Source organism: Lichenifustis flavocetrariae, from assembly GCF_026130545.1.
In the GTDB taxonomy this organism is placed as follows: domain Bacteria; phylum Pseudomonadota; class Alphaproteobacteria; order Rhizobiales; family Beijerinckiaceae; genus Lichenihabitans; species Lichenihabitans flavocetrariae.
Genome location: NZ_JAMOIM010000001.1, coordinates 220,964 through 237,088, shown reverse-complemented (window position 1 = coordinate 237,088; position 16,125 = coordinate 220,964). Strand labels below are relative to the sequence as shown.

At 63.7% G+C, this 16,125-nt stretch carries 9 protein-coding genes; 4 read left to right on the top strand and 5 right to left on the bottom strand.

The annotated features are described in order from the left end of the window. The first annotated feature begins 9 nt into the window (after positions 1 to 9). Complete coding sequence (locus M8523_RS01080) at positions 10 to 1,053, top strand: ABC transporter ATP-binding protein (protein ID WP_282582969.1); 1,044 nt, start codon at positions 10 to 12, stop codon at positions 1,051 to 1,053. A 25-nt stretch (positions 1,054 to 1,078) separates the two neighbouring features. Here M8523_RS01080 and M8523_RS01075 read toward each other — a convergent pair whose 3' ends face one another. Continuing rightward, a complete protein-coding gene (locus tag M8523_RS01075) occupies positions 1,079 to 1,978 on the bottom strand; it encodes a LysR substrate-binding domain-containing protein (protein ID WP_282582968.1) in 900 nt (299 codons plus the stop codon). Between the two features lie 188 nt (positions 1,979 to 2,166). Between M8523_RS01075 and M8523_RS01070 the strand changes: the two genes are divergently transcribed. Beyond that, complete coding sequence (locus tag M8523_RS01070; protein WP_282582967.1) at positions 2,167 to 2,823, top strand: isochorismatase family protein; 657 nt, start codon at positions 2,167 to 2,169, stop codon at positions 2,821 to 2,823. A gap of 149 nt (positions 2,824 to 2,972) precedes the next feature. On the opposite strand, the gene M8523_RS01065 is transcribed toward M8523_RS01070, so the two are convergent. Next, positions 2,973 to 4,391, bottom strand: a complete 1,419-nt coding sequence (locus M8523_RS01065; protein ID WP_282582966.1) for an MFS transporter — start codon at positions 4,389 to 4,391, stop codon at positions 2,973 to 2,975. A 134-nt stretch (positions 4,392 to 4,525) separates the two neighbouring features. Between M8523_RS01065 and M8523_RS01060 the strand changes: the two genes are divergently transcribed. Continuing rightward, a complete protein-coding gene (locus tag M8523_RS01060) occupies positions 4,526 to 5,479 on the top strand; it encodes a LysR family transcriptional regulator (RefSeq protein WP_282583405.1) in 954 nt (317 codons plus the stop codon). A 136-nt stretch (positions 5,480 to 5,615) separates the two neighbouring features. Here the strand turns inward: M8523_RS01060 and glgB are convergent, their stop codons facing one another. Genes glgB through M8523_RS01045 form a run of 3 tightly spaced genes read right to left on the bottom strand, consistent with a single transcriptional unit; the run spans position 5,616 to position 14,424 of the window. Continuing rightward, positions 5,616 to 7,814: a 1,4-alpha-glucan branching protein GlgB gene (gene glgB, locus M8523_RS01055; protein ID WP_282582965.1), complete on the bottom strand. Its 2,199-nt coding sequence runs from the start codon at positions 7,812 to 7,814 to the stop codon at positions 5,616 to 5,618. Beyond that, positions 7,814 to 11,092, bottom strand: coding sequence for a maltose alpha-D-glucosyltransferase (gene treS / locus M8523_RS01050; protein ID WP_282582964.1), 3,279 nt, complete (start codon positions 11,090 to 11,092; stop codon positions 7,814 to 7,816). The genes glgB and treS overlap by 1 nt, the downstream gene beginning before the upstream one ends. A gap of 2 nt (positions 11,093 to 11,094) precedes the next feature. Next, positions 11,095 to 14,424: an alpha-1,4-glucan--maltose-1-phosphate maltosyltransferase gene (locus tag M8523_RS01045; protein WP_282582963.1), complete on the bottom strand. Its 3,330-nt coding sequence runs from the start codon at positions 14,422 to 14,424 to the stop codon at positions 11,095 to 11,097. A gap of 370 nt (positions 14,425 to 14,794) precedes the next feature. Here M8523_RS01045 and M8523_RS01040 point away from each other — a divergent pair, with 370 nt between their 5' ends. After that, a complete protein-coding gene (locus M8523_RS01040) occupies positions 14,795 to 15,892 on the top strand; it encodes a 5-(carboxyamino)imidazole ribonucleotide synthase (RefSeq protein ID WP_282582962.1) in 1,098 nt (365 codons plus the stop codon). Positions 15,893 to 16,125 lie beyond the last annotated feature (233 nt).

Genomic DNA, 16,125 nt, shown 5'->3' with positions numbered 1-16,125 from the left:
GAGCCGGTCATGAACGCGCATTCCGATCCCGGCGTCAGCGGGACGCCCGTGCCGCCCGCGGGTTACAAGGACGCCCCCTACGACGTCGAACTCGTGGCGGTCAGCAAAAGCTACGCCGGCACGATCGCGGTCGACACGATCTCGCTGCGTATCCCGAAAGCCAGCTACTGCTGCCTGCTGGGGCCGAGCGGTTGCGGGAAATCAACCACATTGCGGATGATCGCCGGGCATGAGCCGGTCAGCGCGGGCGATATCCTGATCGGCGATCGCAACGTCACGGATAACCCGCCGATCGCCCGCGGCACCTCCATGATGTTTCAGAACTATGCGCTGTTTCCCCATATGTCGGCGCTCGACAATGTCGCCTACAGCCTGAAAGTCCGGGGCGTCCCGAAGGACGAGCGGCGGGCGCGGGCGCGCGAGTTTCTCGATCTCGTGCAGATGGGACAGTATGCCGAACGCCCGCCCGCTTTGCTGTCCGGCGGTCAGCAGCAACGCGTGGCGCTTGCACGCGCGCTCATCACACGGCCGCGTGTCCTTCTCCTCGATGAGCCTCTTTCGGCGCTCGACCCTTTCCTACGGGAGCGCATGCGCGGCGAACTGAAGCGCCTGCAGCGCGAACTGCAGATCAGCTTCGTGCATGTGACGCATAGCCAGGACGAAGCCATGGCACTGGCCGATCTCGTCGTGGTGATGGAAGCCGGTCACATCCGGCAGGCCGCCCCCGCGCGGGACATTTTCGAGAAACCCAACACCGCCTTCGTGGCGCGGTTCATCGGAGGCCACAATGTCGTGCCGGGCGGAAACGGGTCCATCGCGGTGCGGGCGGACCGCTGCCGCATCGGCTCGTCCGCCGACCAGGCCCGCCTCACCGGCCATGTGAGTTCGGTCGAATATCTCGGGGCCCTGGTGCGCGTCGGCCTCATCGGCGACAACGGTCTGGAAGCCGCGGCCCTTATATCGGACCGCACCTTCTTCGCCGCCCCGGTCGAGCCCGGTCAGGCGGCGGCATTGACGTGGTCGGACGAAGATGCCCATGCGCTGGCGGATTGACCCTATCGCGGCAGATTGTGGCGCGTCACTGCCGCGTCATGGCCGAGTCTTCGTTCGCGACTTCGCCGGCCAACCAGTCGATGAAGGTTTTCACCGGCTTCGCGGCCGCGCCCGGTTGACGCACGGTGTAATAGTGACCGCGCACTGGATAGGCTTGCTCGGTCACGGGCAAGAGGCGGCGTTCGGCCAGTGCCGAGCTGATGAGCCGGCTGCGTCCAAGCAGCATACCGTGGCCTTTGACGGCCGCCTCGATCGCCAAGCTCGACTGGTTGAAGCGAAGCCCGCCCGAGGGGTCGCGCACCGGCACTCGCATCTCCTCGAAATAGCGCTGCCACGTCGGGAAGCGTTCATGCGGCTTGTCGTCGTGGATCAAGGGCAGTTCCTGCAGGGCCGTCGCGCGCTTCGCCGGCAGAAGGTCGGGCGAGCAGACCGGCACGATCTCCTCGTCCATCAGGTAGTCGACCTTGCGGTTCGGATGATCCTCGGTGCTGCAGATCGACACGTCGAAGCCGCCCTCGTCGAAGTCGCCCTCTGTCACAACCGTGGAGAGACTCACGTCGATGCCCGGCGCCGCTTCGAAAAAGCGCCGGAGCTTCGGGAGCAGCCAGAGGGACGCAACGGATGGGGAAGCGGCCACGATGATCCGCTGTGGGCCGCCCCGCCGGTTGAGCGGCGAGATCGCGGATTCGAGCTTGTTGAAGCCTTCGGAGAGTTCGTTCAACGCGACGGCGGCGGCGGGAGTGAGCTTCAGCCGGCCGTTCTTTCGGTCGAACAGCGCCGTTTCCAGAAACTCCTCCAGCGAACGAACCTGATGGCTGATCGCCGTCGGGGTCACGCACAGTTCCTCGGCCGCGCGCGTAAAACTCAAATGCCGTGCGGCGGATTCGAAAGCCCGCAGCGCATTCAGGGGAAGATACGTCCGCATCGGCCTATCTCCAAAGAAGTAGGCCCTTCTGATCTTTTGGCGTTTCCGCGTGGAACGTTACATGGAACGTCGGACCACACGAGACCAAAGTTTTTGCAAGAGATGCAACAGACTTATGCACCTATAGCCAAGCAAAGGAAGCCGATCGAAGCTGCGCTGAGCGGCAGATCCGCTGGAGGGCTCGTCACATGATCCGCTCCGACATGACTGCGCGCGAGATGTATCGGGAGTTGCGGTCCCGCGATACGCCGCGCTTCGGCTTCGGTGCGAAGGCAGCGATCGTCAACGTCGATCCTCAGAACGCCTACACACGGCCCGACGAATTCGTGACCGCCTATGAGACCGACCCGCGCCAGATGGAGCACATCAGCCGCATCTCCGATCTAGCGCGCGCTCGGAACTGGCCCGTCGTGTGGACCTATGTGGCCTATCTGCCTTCGGGTGAGGATTGCGGCATCTGGGGCACCCGGACCAATACCGAGGATTCGCTGCAAAACATCCGTCACGGATCGCGGCGGGCGATGTTGGATGACCGTCTCAACATCGACCGTGCCCGTGATGTGATCATCAACAAGCGGATGGCCTCGGCCTTCCATGACACGATGCTCGGCTCGCTCCTCACCTTCCACAGGGTCGACACCGTCATCGTCACAGGCGGCTCGACATCCGGCTGCGTGCGCGCGACCGTGGTCGACAGCCTATCGCGGGGCTACCGGACGATCGTGCCCGAAGAATGCGTGTCCGACGTTCACGAGAGCCCGCATTATGCCAACCTTTACGACATGCATCTGAAATATGCGGATGTCGTGCCGGTGGCCGACGTGGTGGCCTATTTGTCCGCGTAACCGATTTGTCGGCGCGAGTGAGTTGGTGCTCGAAGACCAAGGCTTGGGACCTGAAGTTTGGGCCCGCTCGCGGGCATTATGCGGCACATCTTCAGTCTCCGCAAAGCGCCCCGGCCGGGGAGCGGGCTATCACCGTTGATGCAAGCGTCCTAAACCCTTCTTTCTTGCGGTGCTTTGGCGATCCGTAGCGCGCTGACGAGCCCACCCGCGAGAGCCAGGACGGCACCGACCGCGAGGCCGATCCGAGGAGCAACGTCCGCGGAGGTCTGTGAGAACAGCAAGGTCATGATCACGCCGCCGATCGTCTGACCCAGGAGGCGGGCCGTGCCCTGCAAGCCGCCCGCAGCACCGCTACGCTCACGCGGGGCGGAGAGCAGCATGTTCCGGTTGTTGGGCGTCTGGAAGAATCCGAAGCCGAGTCCGCTCAGCACGAAGAAGAGCACGAGGGGCAGGAGATTGTCATGGACCGGCCACAGGGCCGAAAGCGCGAGCCCCAAGGCGAGGACGACGCCGCCTGCTGCACACAGAAATCCGTTCGACATCCGATCGGCCAAACGTCCCGAGATCGGACCCGCGACGGCCACCATGAGAGGCCAGGGCGTCATGTAGAGCCCCGTGCGCAAGGCGTCCTGACCAAGGCTGTGTTGCAGATAAAACGGCAAGGCGACGTAGCTCGCCATCTGACCGGCGAAGCAGCAGATGGACGCGACCACCGAGAGTCTGAACGAAGGGTTCCGCAGCAGATCAAGCGGGATGAGCGGTGCATGGCGGAGCATTTCGCGGCGCACCAAGGCGACCAGACTCGAGACGGACACGACGAGCAGCACGGCCGCAAGCTGTGGTCTTTCGGTTGCAAGATCCACACTCAGGACCAGGGATGCGAACGTTATGGCATTGAGGGCCACGCTTGTGAGGTCAAGGCTTCGTCCGGTGCCGGGCGGCTCCGGCAAGGCCGAGGCGGCGGCGAGTGCGATGGCGCCCACCGGGAGGTTGATGGCGAACAACCACGGCCAGTTCGCGAGAACCAGGATTGATGCGCCGATGGTCGGCCCGACAGCCGCCGACAAGGCAATCGCGGTCGCGTTCCAGCCGATCACCGCACCAAGCAGCCGCTTCGGGTAGGTGAAGCGCATCAAGGAGATCCCAAGCGCCATCACGGCCGCACCGCCGAGGCCCTGAATAAAGCGCGCCGCGATCAACCACGGCAGCGAAGGCGACAAGCTACAGAGCAGCGAGGCGCCAGTGAAGACGATGACCCCGCCCACGAAGACACGACGAAGCCCCAGACTTTCTCCCAAAGCGGCGCAAGGAAGCAGGGCCATGACCAGAGCCAGCTGGTAGCCCGTCACGACCCAGACCGACGAAGCGGGTGACACATGCAGCGAGGCGGCAATCGTCGGCAGCGCCACATTCGCAACGGCGCCATCGAGCACGACCAGCACCAGCGTCGCCAGGATGGCGAGGGTCGCATAGTGACGGCGCGGTACGGGTAACCCGTCCTCTTTCGCGTCTTCGTTCAGGCACGGCCGAGACACCGTTCGTTGCTCTGGCTCGACGTGGAGCGCCATCGGTCTCTCTCTGCACATGGGGATCGAGACAAACTACGCGCATGTCGACGGGGCGGAAGGCGCAACTCCCACAACAATGACCTGCGCGAAACGCCATGCCAGGATTGGATCGAGTGAGCATAGGCTATTCCACAATGATCGATCCCGACTTGAACTTGCTGACGGCGCTCGATGTCATGCTGACCCAAGGCAGTGTGGCGGGAGCCGCGCGGGTTCTCGGCCTCAGCACTTCGGCCATGAGCCGCACCTTGTCACGCCTTCGGGACACGACAGGCGACCCACTTCTGGTCCGTGCCGGCCGGGGCTTGGTGCCGACCCCGCATGCCGTCGCATTGCGCGAGCGCGTCCACGGACTTGCAGGCGAGGTAAAAGCGGTGCTGCAACCCGCCACGAGGGCGATTGACCTTGCCACTCTCGAACGTGTCTTCACCATCCGGGCCAACGAGGGCTTCGTCGAGGCCCATGCGGCCCGACTTGTTGGAACCGTGACAAAGGCTGCGCCGGGTGTGCAACTCCGTTTCGCGCCCAAACCCGACAAGGACGTGCGGCTGCTACGCGAGGGTCTGGTTGACCTCGATATCGGCGTGCTTGGTGAGACGGGACCGGAAGTGAAGATCCAGTCCTTGTTCCGCGATCATTTCGTCGGGGTGGTGTGTCGGGGACATCCCTTGCTCAAGGGCGAAATGACGGCGGCCCGATATGCGGCTTGCGGTCATGTGGTCGCCTCTCGCCGCGGCCGGACACACGGACCTGTCGACGATGCCCTCATGGCGATCGGCCTGCGGCGCCGGATTGTCGTCGTCGTCCCCGGTTTCCCGGCCGCTATGGCGGTTGCGTCGGCGTCGAACCTGGTTGGACTGGTGACCAAATCCTTCGTTCTGGCAGAACAGACTCGACGGGGTGGGAAAGCCGGAAAACCGATGCAAAGTTTCGATCTGCCGGTGCGCACGGAGCCGATCACTGTGTCTCAGATGTGGCATCCACGCGCCGACTCCGATCCCGCCCATTGCTGGCTTCGCAGTATCGTCCTCGCGACTTGCCGACCGCGGATGGAATCGATCGAGAAACCAGGAGCGCCTGCGGTCTGACTGTAGTCGCCAGCACTCATCGCTCTGGCCTCCCCACGTGTTCAGCCCGTCCCCGCCCGGAACTGCCTCTCGACGATGGCCGACCCAATCGGCTGCGGCCATCGTCGTAAACTGCTCCAGGCGGCTGGGCAGCTGCCTATGGCGCGCGCAGGACGATCGTCGCGAGTGGCGGAAGAACGAGCTTGAGCGATTGATCGTGGCCGTGCGCCGGAATGGCTTCCGTCGCAACCCCGCCGCCGTTGCCAAGATTGCTGCCCCCGTAGAGGCCGGCGTCGGAATTGAGCGCCTCCAGCCAGTAACCGGACTTGGGCACGCCGATCCGGTAATCTCGCCGCGGCTGCGGCGTCATATTGCTGACGACGAGCAGGTGCGTGGTCTCGTCCGGAGTCTGGCGGACGAAGGCGTAGACGGAGTTCTGCGCATCGTCGACCACCGCCCAGCGGAAGCCGTCCGGGTTCGAGTCGGTCGCGTGCAGGGCCGCCTCGCCGACATAGAGCCGATTGAGATCTCCGATCAGGGTCTGCATTCCCTTATGGGCGGGATGATCGAGCAGGTTCCAATCAAGCGACGCATCGTTGTTCCACTCCGCCCACTGAGCGATTTCACATCCCATGAACAGGAGCTTCTTGCCCGGGAACATCCACATCCATGCGAAATAGGCTCGGAGATTGGCAAACTTCTGCCAGTTGTCGCCGGGCATCTTGTTGATCAAGGACCCCTTGCCGTGCACGACCTCGTCATGGCTGAGCGGCAGCACGAAATGCTCGGAATAAGCATAGACCATCCCGAACGACATCAAGTGATGGTCGTATTGGCGGTAGATCGGATCCTTTTCCATATATTGCAGCGTGTCGTGCATCCATCCCATGTTCCACTTGAAGTGGAACCCCAGGCCGCCGTCCTCGACGGGCCGGGTGACACCCGGCCAGGCGGTCGATTCTTCGGCTATGGTGATGGCGCCATCCTGGCGGGCCGACACGATGCTGTTCAGGTGCTTGAAGAACTCGACGGATTCGAGGTTTTCACGCCCACCGTAAATGTTGGGCACCCACTCGCCAGCCTTGCGGCTGTAGTCGCGGTAGAGCATCGAGGCGACGGCATCGACCCGCAGCGCGTCGACGTGGTAGCGGTCCAGCCATTCGAGGGCGCTGGCCAGAATGAAGCCCTTCACCTCCTGTCTGCCGAGATTGTAGATGAGGGTGTTCCAATCCTGGTGGAAGCCCTCGCGCGGATCCTGGTGCTCGTAGAGCGCCGTCCCATCGAATCGGGCGAGGCCCCAGACATCGGTCGGAAAATGGGCCGGAACCCAATCGACGATCACGCCGATCCCGGATGCGTGGCAGCGATCCACGAAATAAGCGAAATCCTCCGGTGGGCCGTAGCGTCCCGTCGGCGCGAAGAGCCCGAGGGGCTGATACCCCCAGGAGCCGCCGAACGGATGCTCCATGATCGGCAGGAACTCGATATGGGTGAAGCCGAGTTCCTGCACATAGGGGACGAGGCGCTCGGCCATTTCCCGCCAGGTGAGGCTGCGGTTGCCGTCCTCCGCGAAGCGAAGCCACGAACCGGCATGGACCTCGTACACGCTGATCGGCGCCTCAAGTCCTTGCCGATGTGGACGCTCTGCCATCCATGCCGCATCGGTCCATTCGTGAGGGTCGGCACGAGCCACGATCGAAGCCGTGCCGGGCGCCGCTTCGGCGGCCCGCGCCACAGGGTCGGCCTTCTGGGGTAGGACGTCGCCGTGCGGTCCGATGATCTCGAACTTGTAGCGGGTGCCCGGACCAAGGCGCGGCAGAAACAATTCCCAGACACCCGCAGCCTGGCGCAGGCGCATCGGGTAGCGGCGTCCATCCCAGGCGCAGAAATCGCCGACCACCGACACGCGCCGGGCATTGGGAGCCCAGACGGCAAAGCGTACGCCGGGGACGCCTTCCACCGTCATGGGCTGGGCGCCGAGGCAATGGCCAAGCCGATAATGCGTGCCTTGGGCGATCAGATGAAGATCGAGTTCGCCGAGCAGAAGACCAAAACTATACGGGTCTTCCATCTCCTGCACGGCATCCGGCCAGTGGATTCGGAGCCTGTAAGGTCCGCTCCCCTGCACGGGGCCGGCGAACAGACCGGCCGCATGGATCATTTCAAGAGTGCCAAGCGGCGAGCCATCCTCGCGTGCCACGACATCAACCCCGCGCGCGCCGGGCGCATAGGCCCGTATCACACGCGTGCCGCCGATCACATGAGCGCCCAGAATCGCGAACGGGTCGCCGTGGCGGCCTTCGACGAGCGCCTGAATGGCGTCCGCGCCGCCCCCCTGTGTCTCCTGCGCGCCCATCACGAACGTCCCTCTCGGCCGGTCAGGCGATCCACCAAGGTGTTGAAGCCGCGCAGCGGAATGGAGATCCACTTCGGCCGGTTCGCGACCTCATAGCTGATCTCGTAGGCGGCCTTTTCGAGAAGCATGAGATCGAGAAGAGAGCCGCGTCCCTTCCCGGTCGATGCCATCGGATCGATGCCAGAGGCGTCGCGATAGGTCTCCAAGAACGCTTCGGTCGCTTGTTGACGGAAATCGTCGAGGAGACCGCGGCGGCGTTCGCGCACCGGCTGCGGACTCGCGTCCTCCTCCGGCCGGCGTGCCGAAGCGACCGCGTAGTCGATTGAGCGAAGCAGGCCCGCCACATCGCGCAGTGGCGTCCCCTTGGCCCGGCGCTCGTCGAGGCTACGCGCCGGTTCACCTTCGAAGTCGATGATGAAGGCGTCGCCCTGAGAGACCAGAATTTGTCCGAGATGAAAATCACCATGGACGCGGGTCAGCAGGGTGCCGAGGCCGGCCTCGGCCAACCGGTCGATCACATCCAAGATGGCTTGACGCTTGCCCACAACGGCATCCGCCAGCGGGCGGTCGTTCGGGTCGACGATCTCGCGCTGGGACGCAAGCGCATCGAGGGCACCTTCCACCTGGGCACGGACGCTCGTCTGCCAATTCTCGATGGTCGCGGCATCCGCTTCGACGGGCTGAAAGTCAGGGTCGTCGGTGGGCGTCGCAAGCGCCTTGTGAAGCTCTCCAAGCCGCTGCCCCACCGTCCCGATAAACACCTTGATGGATTGGAAGTCCGCCGCATCGGTCAGGTCGGTCAAGGCCGCATCCTCGACAGCCCGCTTCAAGCCGTCCAGAACCCAGGTCCAGGCATCGCCCTGATTGGAAATGACCGACTGCACGATCGACAGCGTGTGCGGCGTGCCGTCCGCGGAGACCCGGACGACTTCGCCCAGCAAGGCGGCCGTATTGGCATAGCCGACGCTCGTGAGATACCGGGTCATCTCGGCTTCCGGATGGATCCCGGGCACGATCCGCCGGATCAGCTTGACCATGGCGAGATTGCCGACGATCACCGAGGAGTTCGACTGCTCGGTGGTCAGCCAGCGGATCTTGGCGTCCTCGACCCCTTCGAGCGCATCGATCGCGTCCGTTCCGAGACAGAGGATTTCGCCATCCGGGATCTTCAGGTGGCCCCTGTTCTTCAGCCCCTGCATGATCACGCGTGGGAGATCTTCGAGCGCAAACCCGTCGGTCAGGTAGCCGACCTGCCGGCCGCGGCGGACACGCGCCAGCGCCACCTGCATGGCGAAGGACGAAATCCCCGGCTGCTCCCAGGCAATGGCGGCCGGCATGAGATAACGGTCGGTGCGAGCCTTGGTTTCGACCTCGACCTCAATGATCAGGACTTCCTGCACCGACGTCAGCGGCACCGCATAGGCGAGCCGCGCCGCGAGGATCTTCTCGTTCTTGGCCGCGAACCAGCGCCGGCGAGGGAGGTAGTCCGGCAGGAGATCGCCCAGAATCGTGGCGGTGTGGCGTTCGCCCAAGAGCTCCTTCAGGCTCTCGCGAACCACCAGCGTCTGAAACTCCGGCAGTTGCTCGCCGGCGGCGCGATGCCATGGCGGCGCCTTCTCGCCGGCCATCAGACCCAGCCAGTAGAAACCATACGGCGGCAGCGTCAGGAGATAGGTGAGTTTCCCGATCGGCGGGAATGCCGAGGGACCTGACAATTCGACCGGCACGCGGCCCTCGAAATCGGCAAGGTCGAGCTCGACGGCCTGCGGCGTGCGCGACAAATTCGCCACGCACAGGATCGTCTCCCCTTCATATTCGCGAAGATAGGCCAGCACGCGCCGGTTGCCGGGATAAAGGAAGCGCTGCGTGCCACGGCCGAAAGCCTGGTGGTTACGCCGCAACAGCAGCATGCGCCGCATCCAATTCAGCAAGGAATGCGGATCGCGCTCCTGCGCTTCGACGTTGACGGCTTCAAACCCGTAGAGCGGGTCCATGATGGGGGGCAGCACCATGCTGGCAGGGTCGGCGCGGGAAAAGCCGCCATTCCGGTCCTGCGACCATTGCATGGGCGTGCGAACGCCATCGCGGTCACCTAGATGGATATTGTCCCCCATGCCGATCTCGTCGCCGTAATAGATCACGGGCGTACCGGGCATGGAGAGCAGCAGGCCGTTCATCAGCTCGATGCGGCGGCGGTCACGCTGCAGCAGCGGCGCGAGGCGTCGTCGGATGCCGAGATTGATGCGCGCTCGACGGTCGGCCGCGTAGGTGTTCCACAGATAGTCGCGCTCTTCGTCAGTCACCATTTCGAGCGTCAGCTCGTCGTGGTTGCGCAGGAATATGGCCCACTGGGCGTTTTCCGGGATCTCCGGAGTCTGACGCATGATGTCGGTGATCGGAAATCGGTCTTCCTTGGCGATCGCCATATACATGCGTGGCATCAGCGGGAAGTGGAACGCCATGTGGCATTCGTCTCCGTCACCGAAGTAAAGCTGCGTGTCCTCCGGCCATTGATTGGCTTCGGCGAGCAGCATGCGGTTCTTGTAGGAGGCGTCCAGGGCCGCGCGGATCTGCTTCAGCACGACGTGGGTTTCGGGCAGGTTCTCGTTGTTGGTCCCCTCCCGCTCGATCAGATAGGGAATGGCATCGAGCCTAAGCCCGTCGACCCCCATATCCAGCCAGAAGCGCATGACGCTCAGCACTTCCTTCAGCACCCGCGGGTTGTCGAAGTTGAGATCCGGCTGGTGCGAGTAAAACCGATGCCAGAAATACTGGCCGGCGACGGGGTCCCAGGTCCAGTTCGACTTCTCCGTATCGAGGAAAATGATGCGGGTTTCAGGGAATTTCTGATCGGTGTCCGACCACACATAGAAGTCGCGCGCCGGCGACCCAGGCTTGGCCGCGCGGGCCTTCTGGAACCAGGGATGCTGGTCCGACGTGTGATTGATCACGAGTTCGGTAATCACCCGGATGCCGCGATTATGCGCCGCGCGCACAAATTCCTTGAATTCAGCCAGCGTCCCGTAATCCGGGCTGACTTCGCGATAGCCGGCGATGTCATAGCCATCGTCCTTGCGGGGGGACGGATAGAACGGCAGCAGCCAGATCGTGTTCACACCCAGGCTTGCCACGTAATCAAGCTTGGCGTTGAGGCCGCCAAAATCGCCGATGCCGTCGTTGTCGGCATCGAAAAACGACTTCACATGCAGCTGATAGATGACGGCGTCCTTGTACCAGAGCGGATCATCGGGAAGCTGCACCGCGGGTTTACGCGCCATGTTTAGACATTCCTTGCGGCGCCGAGGCGCCAGATAGAGAAGGGCAGTTCGGCCGGATCGAGACGAATCCGCTGATACTTACCCGTCCAGGTGAAACGATGGCCGCGCATCAGATCGTCGACCACGATCGTGCCGTTATCGGGGAGGTCAAAATCCCAGAGCGGAACCTCGATGTCGGCTTCCTGGGCCGCAAAGGGATCGAGACTGACGGCGATCAGGAGGACGTTGTCGCGCGCCGGCGAAGACTTTTGAAACAACAGGGTGTTGTCGTTGTACGCGGCCCTGAAGGTGATGCCGAGGTGGCTGTGGAGGGCGGGATTGTCGCGTCGGATTCGGTTCAGGCGCGAGATCTCGCTGATGATGTTGCCGGGCCGATCCCAGTCCCAGGCGTAAAGCTGATATTTTTCGCTGTCCGCATATTCTTTCTTCTTGGCGTCAGGCCGGCCTTCGCAGAGCTCGAAGCCATTGTACATCCCCCACAACCCCGACAAGGTCGTGGCGAGCGCGGCGCGGATCAGAAAGGCCGGGCGCGGCGCATTCTGCAGGAAGTCGGGATTAATGTCGTGCGTGTTGACGAAGAAATGCGGACGAAAGAAGTCCTTGGGCGGCTGCGTGGTCAGCTCGGTCAGGTATTCTGTCAGCTCCGCCTTGGTGTTGCGCCACGTAAAGTAGGTGTAGGATTGTGAGAACCCGATCTTGGCCAGGCGATACATCACTTTCGGCCGGGTGAAGGCTTCCGACAGGAAGATCACGTCGGGATGATCCCGCCGTACGTCCTCGATCACCCATTCCCAAAACGGGAACGGCTTGGTGTGCGGATTGTCGACTCGGAACAGTTTGACCCCCTGCTCCACCCAGACCATGATCGTGTTCCGCAACTCCGTCCAGAGCGAGGGTTTGGCACCCTCGGCGTAGAAATCGACGTTGACGATGTCCTCGTATTTCTTGGGCGGGTTCTCGGCATAGCGGATCGAGCCGTCCGGACGCCAGTTGAACCAATCCGGATGTTGCTCCAGCCATGGGTGGTCCGGAGAGGCCTGGATCGCGAGGTCGAGCGCGATTTCGAGCCCTTGCTCGGCCGCGGCGGCCACGAGGCGCCGGAAATCCTCGAAACTGCCGAGTTCGGGGTGGATCGCATCATGCCCGCCTGCTTCGGCCCCGATCGCATAGGGACTGCCAGGATCGTCGGGCCCCGCGGTCAGCGAGTTGTTCCGGCCTTTGCGGTTGGTGCGGCCGATCGGATGAATCGGCGGAAAATACGCGACGTCGAACCCCATGGCCCGGATGGCCGGCAGGCGTCCGATAACGTCGTCGAAGGTACCGTGACGGTGAGGGTCCCCGCTCTGCGAACGCGGAAAGAGTTCGTACCAGCTGGCGAAACCGGCGGCCGTCCGCTCCGCATCAACCGGCATCGGATCGCTCGTCAGGCGGAAGGGGCGTGGATCGGCCTCCGCCATCAGCGCCGCCGTCTCAGGTGCGATCAACAGATCGAGACGCTCAGCGTCGTTCGCATGCGCGAGGCGATTGAGGACCGGCTTCAAACGCGCGGCCGCCTCGGACCCGGACTGTCCGGCGCTGTGCTCGACCAGGCGGCGCCCCTCTTCGAGCTCCAAGGTCACCTTCAACCCGGCTTCGTGCTTTTTGGTCAGTTCATACAGGAAGATCGCGAACTCGTCGCGCCAAGCCTCGACGCAGAAGACATAGCGGCCGAGCCGAGTCAGGGGCATGTCGGCTGTGTAGCGATCATTGCCGAGCGGACGCATGCGCCGCTCTTGCCAATCCGTCTCATCGGCGGCCCGCCATTTGAGCGCCACGGCGATCTGGTCATGTCCCTCCGCGAAGGCGTCGGCCTCGACCCGCAAAACCTCGCCGACGATCCGCTTGACCGGATAACGTCCGCCGTCGACGGTCGGCGACACGGCTTCGATCGCGAGACGCGGCGCCGCGACAGCCGTTTTTTCGGTCATGCGGCTCGCCTCTCGCGGCAGCATGATCGGCCGGTTCGCGCGGCCCTCAAGCACCCGGACTTCGGCCGGCCGCAGCAAGAGCGTGCTTTCCGGGCTGAGAGTCGGCCCTGACCCCAAAATGTCGTTGAACGGCAGGAAACGGCCCACCTCGGGCGATAGCGCCGCCGCCGCAAGCGTGCTGCTTCTGTCGAGAGACGGGTTGACCAACACCAGCCGCGCCCGGTTTGCGTCGCCGGCCGCGGTGCGCAACAGAGCGGTCAGAGGGGCGCCTCCGCCCGTCAAGAGACGCATCTCTTTCTGCGATCCGCGGCTGCTTTCACGCGACGCAAAGGCGTTGACGGATCTGATCGCGCCGGCGAGATCGAGCCGCGGTCGATCCCGCAGGGCCGCATAGGTCTCGCGCATCGGCCCGGCCACGGGTACCGGCTCGCGGGCACCGAATTCGAACCCCATGGGAATCATCATGCCGTCACTCAGCGCCGCGGCTATCCACAAAGCGCGTTCCGAGCGGCGCTGAACGATTTCCTCGCTGTCGAGGGTTTGGGCCAACCGCGCATCGAAGGGCGCTTCGGGAAAGGCGATCACGGGCCCGAGCTGTCGTAAGCGTTCATAATCCTCAGCCGGCCAACCGGCTCGGCAATCCCACCAGCGGATCGACGAAAAGGCGCCCTCGAACCCGGCGGACACAAGACCGACGACGGCCTCCGGCACGAGCCCCGGCGTCCAGGCCATAAACCGGCATGTCGGCGCGGAGGCTTTCCAGCGCGTCCAGACCTCCGCCGGAACACGGTTTGGACGAAGGCACCGAAAGCCCGCAATGCCGGCTCGTGCAAGGGCGGCCAGATAGTTTGCGTAACGCTCGACGAAACTGCCGCTCCGGCCCGGATCGGAAAACGGGACATCCGCGCTCGATCGGTCTTCGGGCCGAACCCTGGGATCACGAGCACCGATCCCGGTCGACCGCAGATCAACCTCATGCGCGAGGGGGCTGTCGGCCGCCACTCTGTCCGTGACGAGATCCACCATCAGGTCGAGGTTGCGCTGCCGGCAGGCGCCGGCAAGCTCCCCGATACTGGCTTCCAGCGAGCCCTCTGGCGGGAGCGCCGGATGAGGCCGTCCGAGATCGAAGGGCAGGAGCAGATTTCCGGCCGGCCCTGGATGACTCGGGGCCGACAGCATGAGTGTGTTGAATCCCATGCCGACGCACGCGTCCAGGATGGCAGGCCATTGATCCGGCGCCGAAATCATCGAAAGTGGGACATAGTAGATCCGCAACGCCAAGTCGCGTTCATCCGGACGCAACCGATCGCCGTCGACGACCGGAGTGCCCGATGCGAAACTTTGCGGTGGTGTCACCTGCACCATCTTCGACCTCTTTCGCAATGCGCTCAAGGCTTTTCGAGCCTCGAAGTCTCTGAACAGACCATCGGAGGCTTTGTTCCCGCGCCAAGGGTGAGGGCTCCGCGCGGGGCCATCACCCCGATTGCTGGAGCGCAGACGTTGTCCACGTGCGAGCTAGCTAGGGCCCTCCGGTTGAGAAATCCAGGCCGCGTGTAGCGATGTCCGTCGTTTCATGCCGAGCCGGCGCGTTCCAAGACCGAGGAGCTTGCGCGGTGAAAACCCATCCGATATGCGCAAGGCTCTCGCCGCAACAGCCGCACGTGACACGTCATCTACCGGCGGGTCTCGGCGTGACGCGGGGATGGCCACAGGTTCGCGTCGAACGGAACACGTGATGATCGATCAAAGCCGGATTCTCCAGCCGGGGGATACGATCGGAATCCTTGGGGGCGGGCAGCTGGCGCGGATGCTGGCTCTCGCGGCAGCGACCTTCGGGCTGAAGACGCATATCTACGCGCCCGATGGCGACAATCCGGCGTTCGACGTTGCGGCCCATTGCACGACCGCCGCCTATGACGACGCTGATGCGCTGGCCCGTTTCGCGCAGGCCGTGCAGGTGGTGACCTACGAGTTTGAAAACGTTCCTGCCGCGACAGTGGCAAACCTTGCGCGCCATTGCCCGGTGCGCCCCAGTGGGCACGCGCTCGCCACCACGCAGGACCGCCTCATCGAAAAGCGTTTCTTGCGCGACCTCGGGCTCCCAACCGCACCTTTCGCACCTGTCGACGCGCTGGAGGATCTCAAACAGGCCGTCGAGGCGATCGGCCGCCCTTCGATCCTGAAAACCCGGCGTTTCGGCTATGATGGCAAGGGCCAGATCGCGATCCACCAGCAGGACGCGCTCGAGGCCGTCCACCGCGACCTGAACGCGCCCGCGATCCTCGAAGGCTTCGTCCGCTTCAGCCGTGAAGTGTCGGTCGTGGCGGCACGCGGCACCGATGGGACATTTCGGGCTTTCGACCTTTGCGAGAATCATCATAGCCGGCATATTCTCGCCACCACGGTCGTGCCGGCGCGGGTCTCACCCGAAATCGAGACCGAGGCCGCCGCGATGACGCAGCGCATCGCCGAAGCGCTCGATTATGTCGGTGTGCTGGCTGTCGAAATGTTCGTGGTTCCAGGGAAGGACGGCGTGGAGACACTCTGCGTCAACGAGATCGCCCCGCGAGTGCACAACTCGGGACATTGGACAATCGACGGCGCGGTCACGTCGCAGTTTGCCCAACACGTCCGGGCGACTTGCGGCTGGCCCCTGGGAAGCACCCAACGTTTCGGAACCGTCCACATGCAGAACCTCATCGGCGAGGAGGCGGATGGCTGGCAGGCCCTGATGGCTGCCGAGGGCGCCTGCGTTCATCTCTACGGCAAGGCCGAGTCGCGGCCGGGCCGGAAGATGGGGCATGTCACGACGGTGACGGTTCCTTCGCGGTAGAGCATGCGAGGCTGCTCCCTCGACTTGCGCGTTCCGGACAATTGCTTGCGCGGCATTCGGACCAGAGAGGCTGAAGACTGCCGTCAGACGACGAGATTTGAAGCCTGACAAAAGCGGTGCTCGGCGAGGTTCTAGCGCAGGCCTCTCACGTTTAAAATCGCCCAATATTACGAGGAAATGTCGGTTCGATGAACTTTCGAAAAAAAGTGCAGCCCATATGTCGCATTGAATAA

Coding starts and splice junctions, on each gene's coding strand:
- M8523_RS01040 (WP_282582962.1), top strand. CDS start 14,795: ATGATCGATCAAAGCCGGATTCTCCAGCCGGGGGATACGATCGGAATC.
- M8523_RS01070 (WP_282582967.1), top strand. CDS start 2,167: ATGATCCGCTCCGACATGACTGCGCGCGAGATGTATCGGGAGTTGCGG.
- M8523_RS01060 (WP_282583405.1), top strand. CDS start 4,526: ATGATCGATCCCGACTTGAACTTGCTGACGGCGCTCGATGTCATGCTG.
- treS (WP_282582964.1), bottom strand. CDS start 11,092: ATGGCGCGTAAACCCGCGGTGCAGCTTCCCGATGATCCGCTCTGGTAC.
- M8523_RS01065 (WP_282582966.1), bottom strand. CDS start 4,391: ATGGCGCTCCACGTCGAGCCAGAGCAACGAACGGTGTCTCGGCCGTGC.
- M8523_RS01045 (WP_282582963.1), bottom strand. CDS start 14,424: ATGGTGCAGGTGACACCACCGCAAAGTTTCGCATCGGGCACTCCGGTC.
- glgB (WP_282582965.1), bottom strand. CDS start 7,814: ATGGGCGCGCAGGAGACACAGGGGGGCGGCGCGGACGCCATTCAGGCG.
- M8523_RS01080 (WP_282582969.1), top strand. CDS start 10: ATGAACGCGCATTCCGATCCCGGCGTCAGCGGGACGCCCGTGCCGCCC.
- M8523_RS01075 (WP_282582968.1), bottom strand. CDS start 1,978: ATGCGGACGTATCTTCCCCTGAATGCGCTGCGGGCTTTCGAATCCGCC.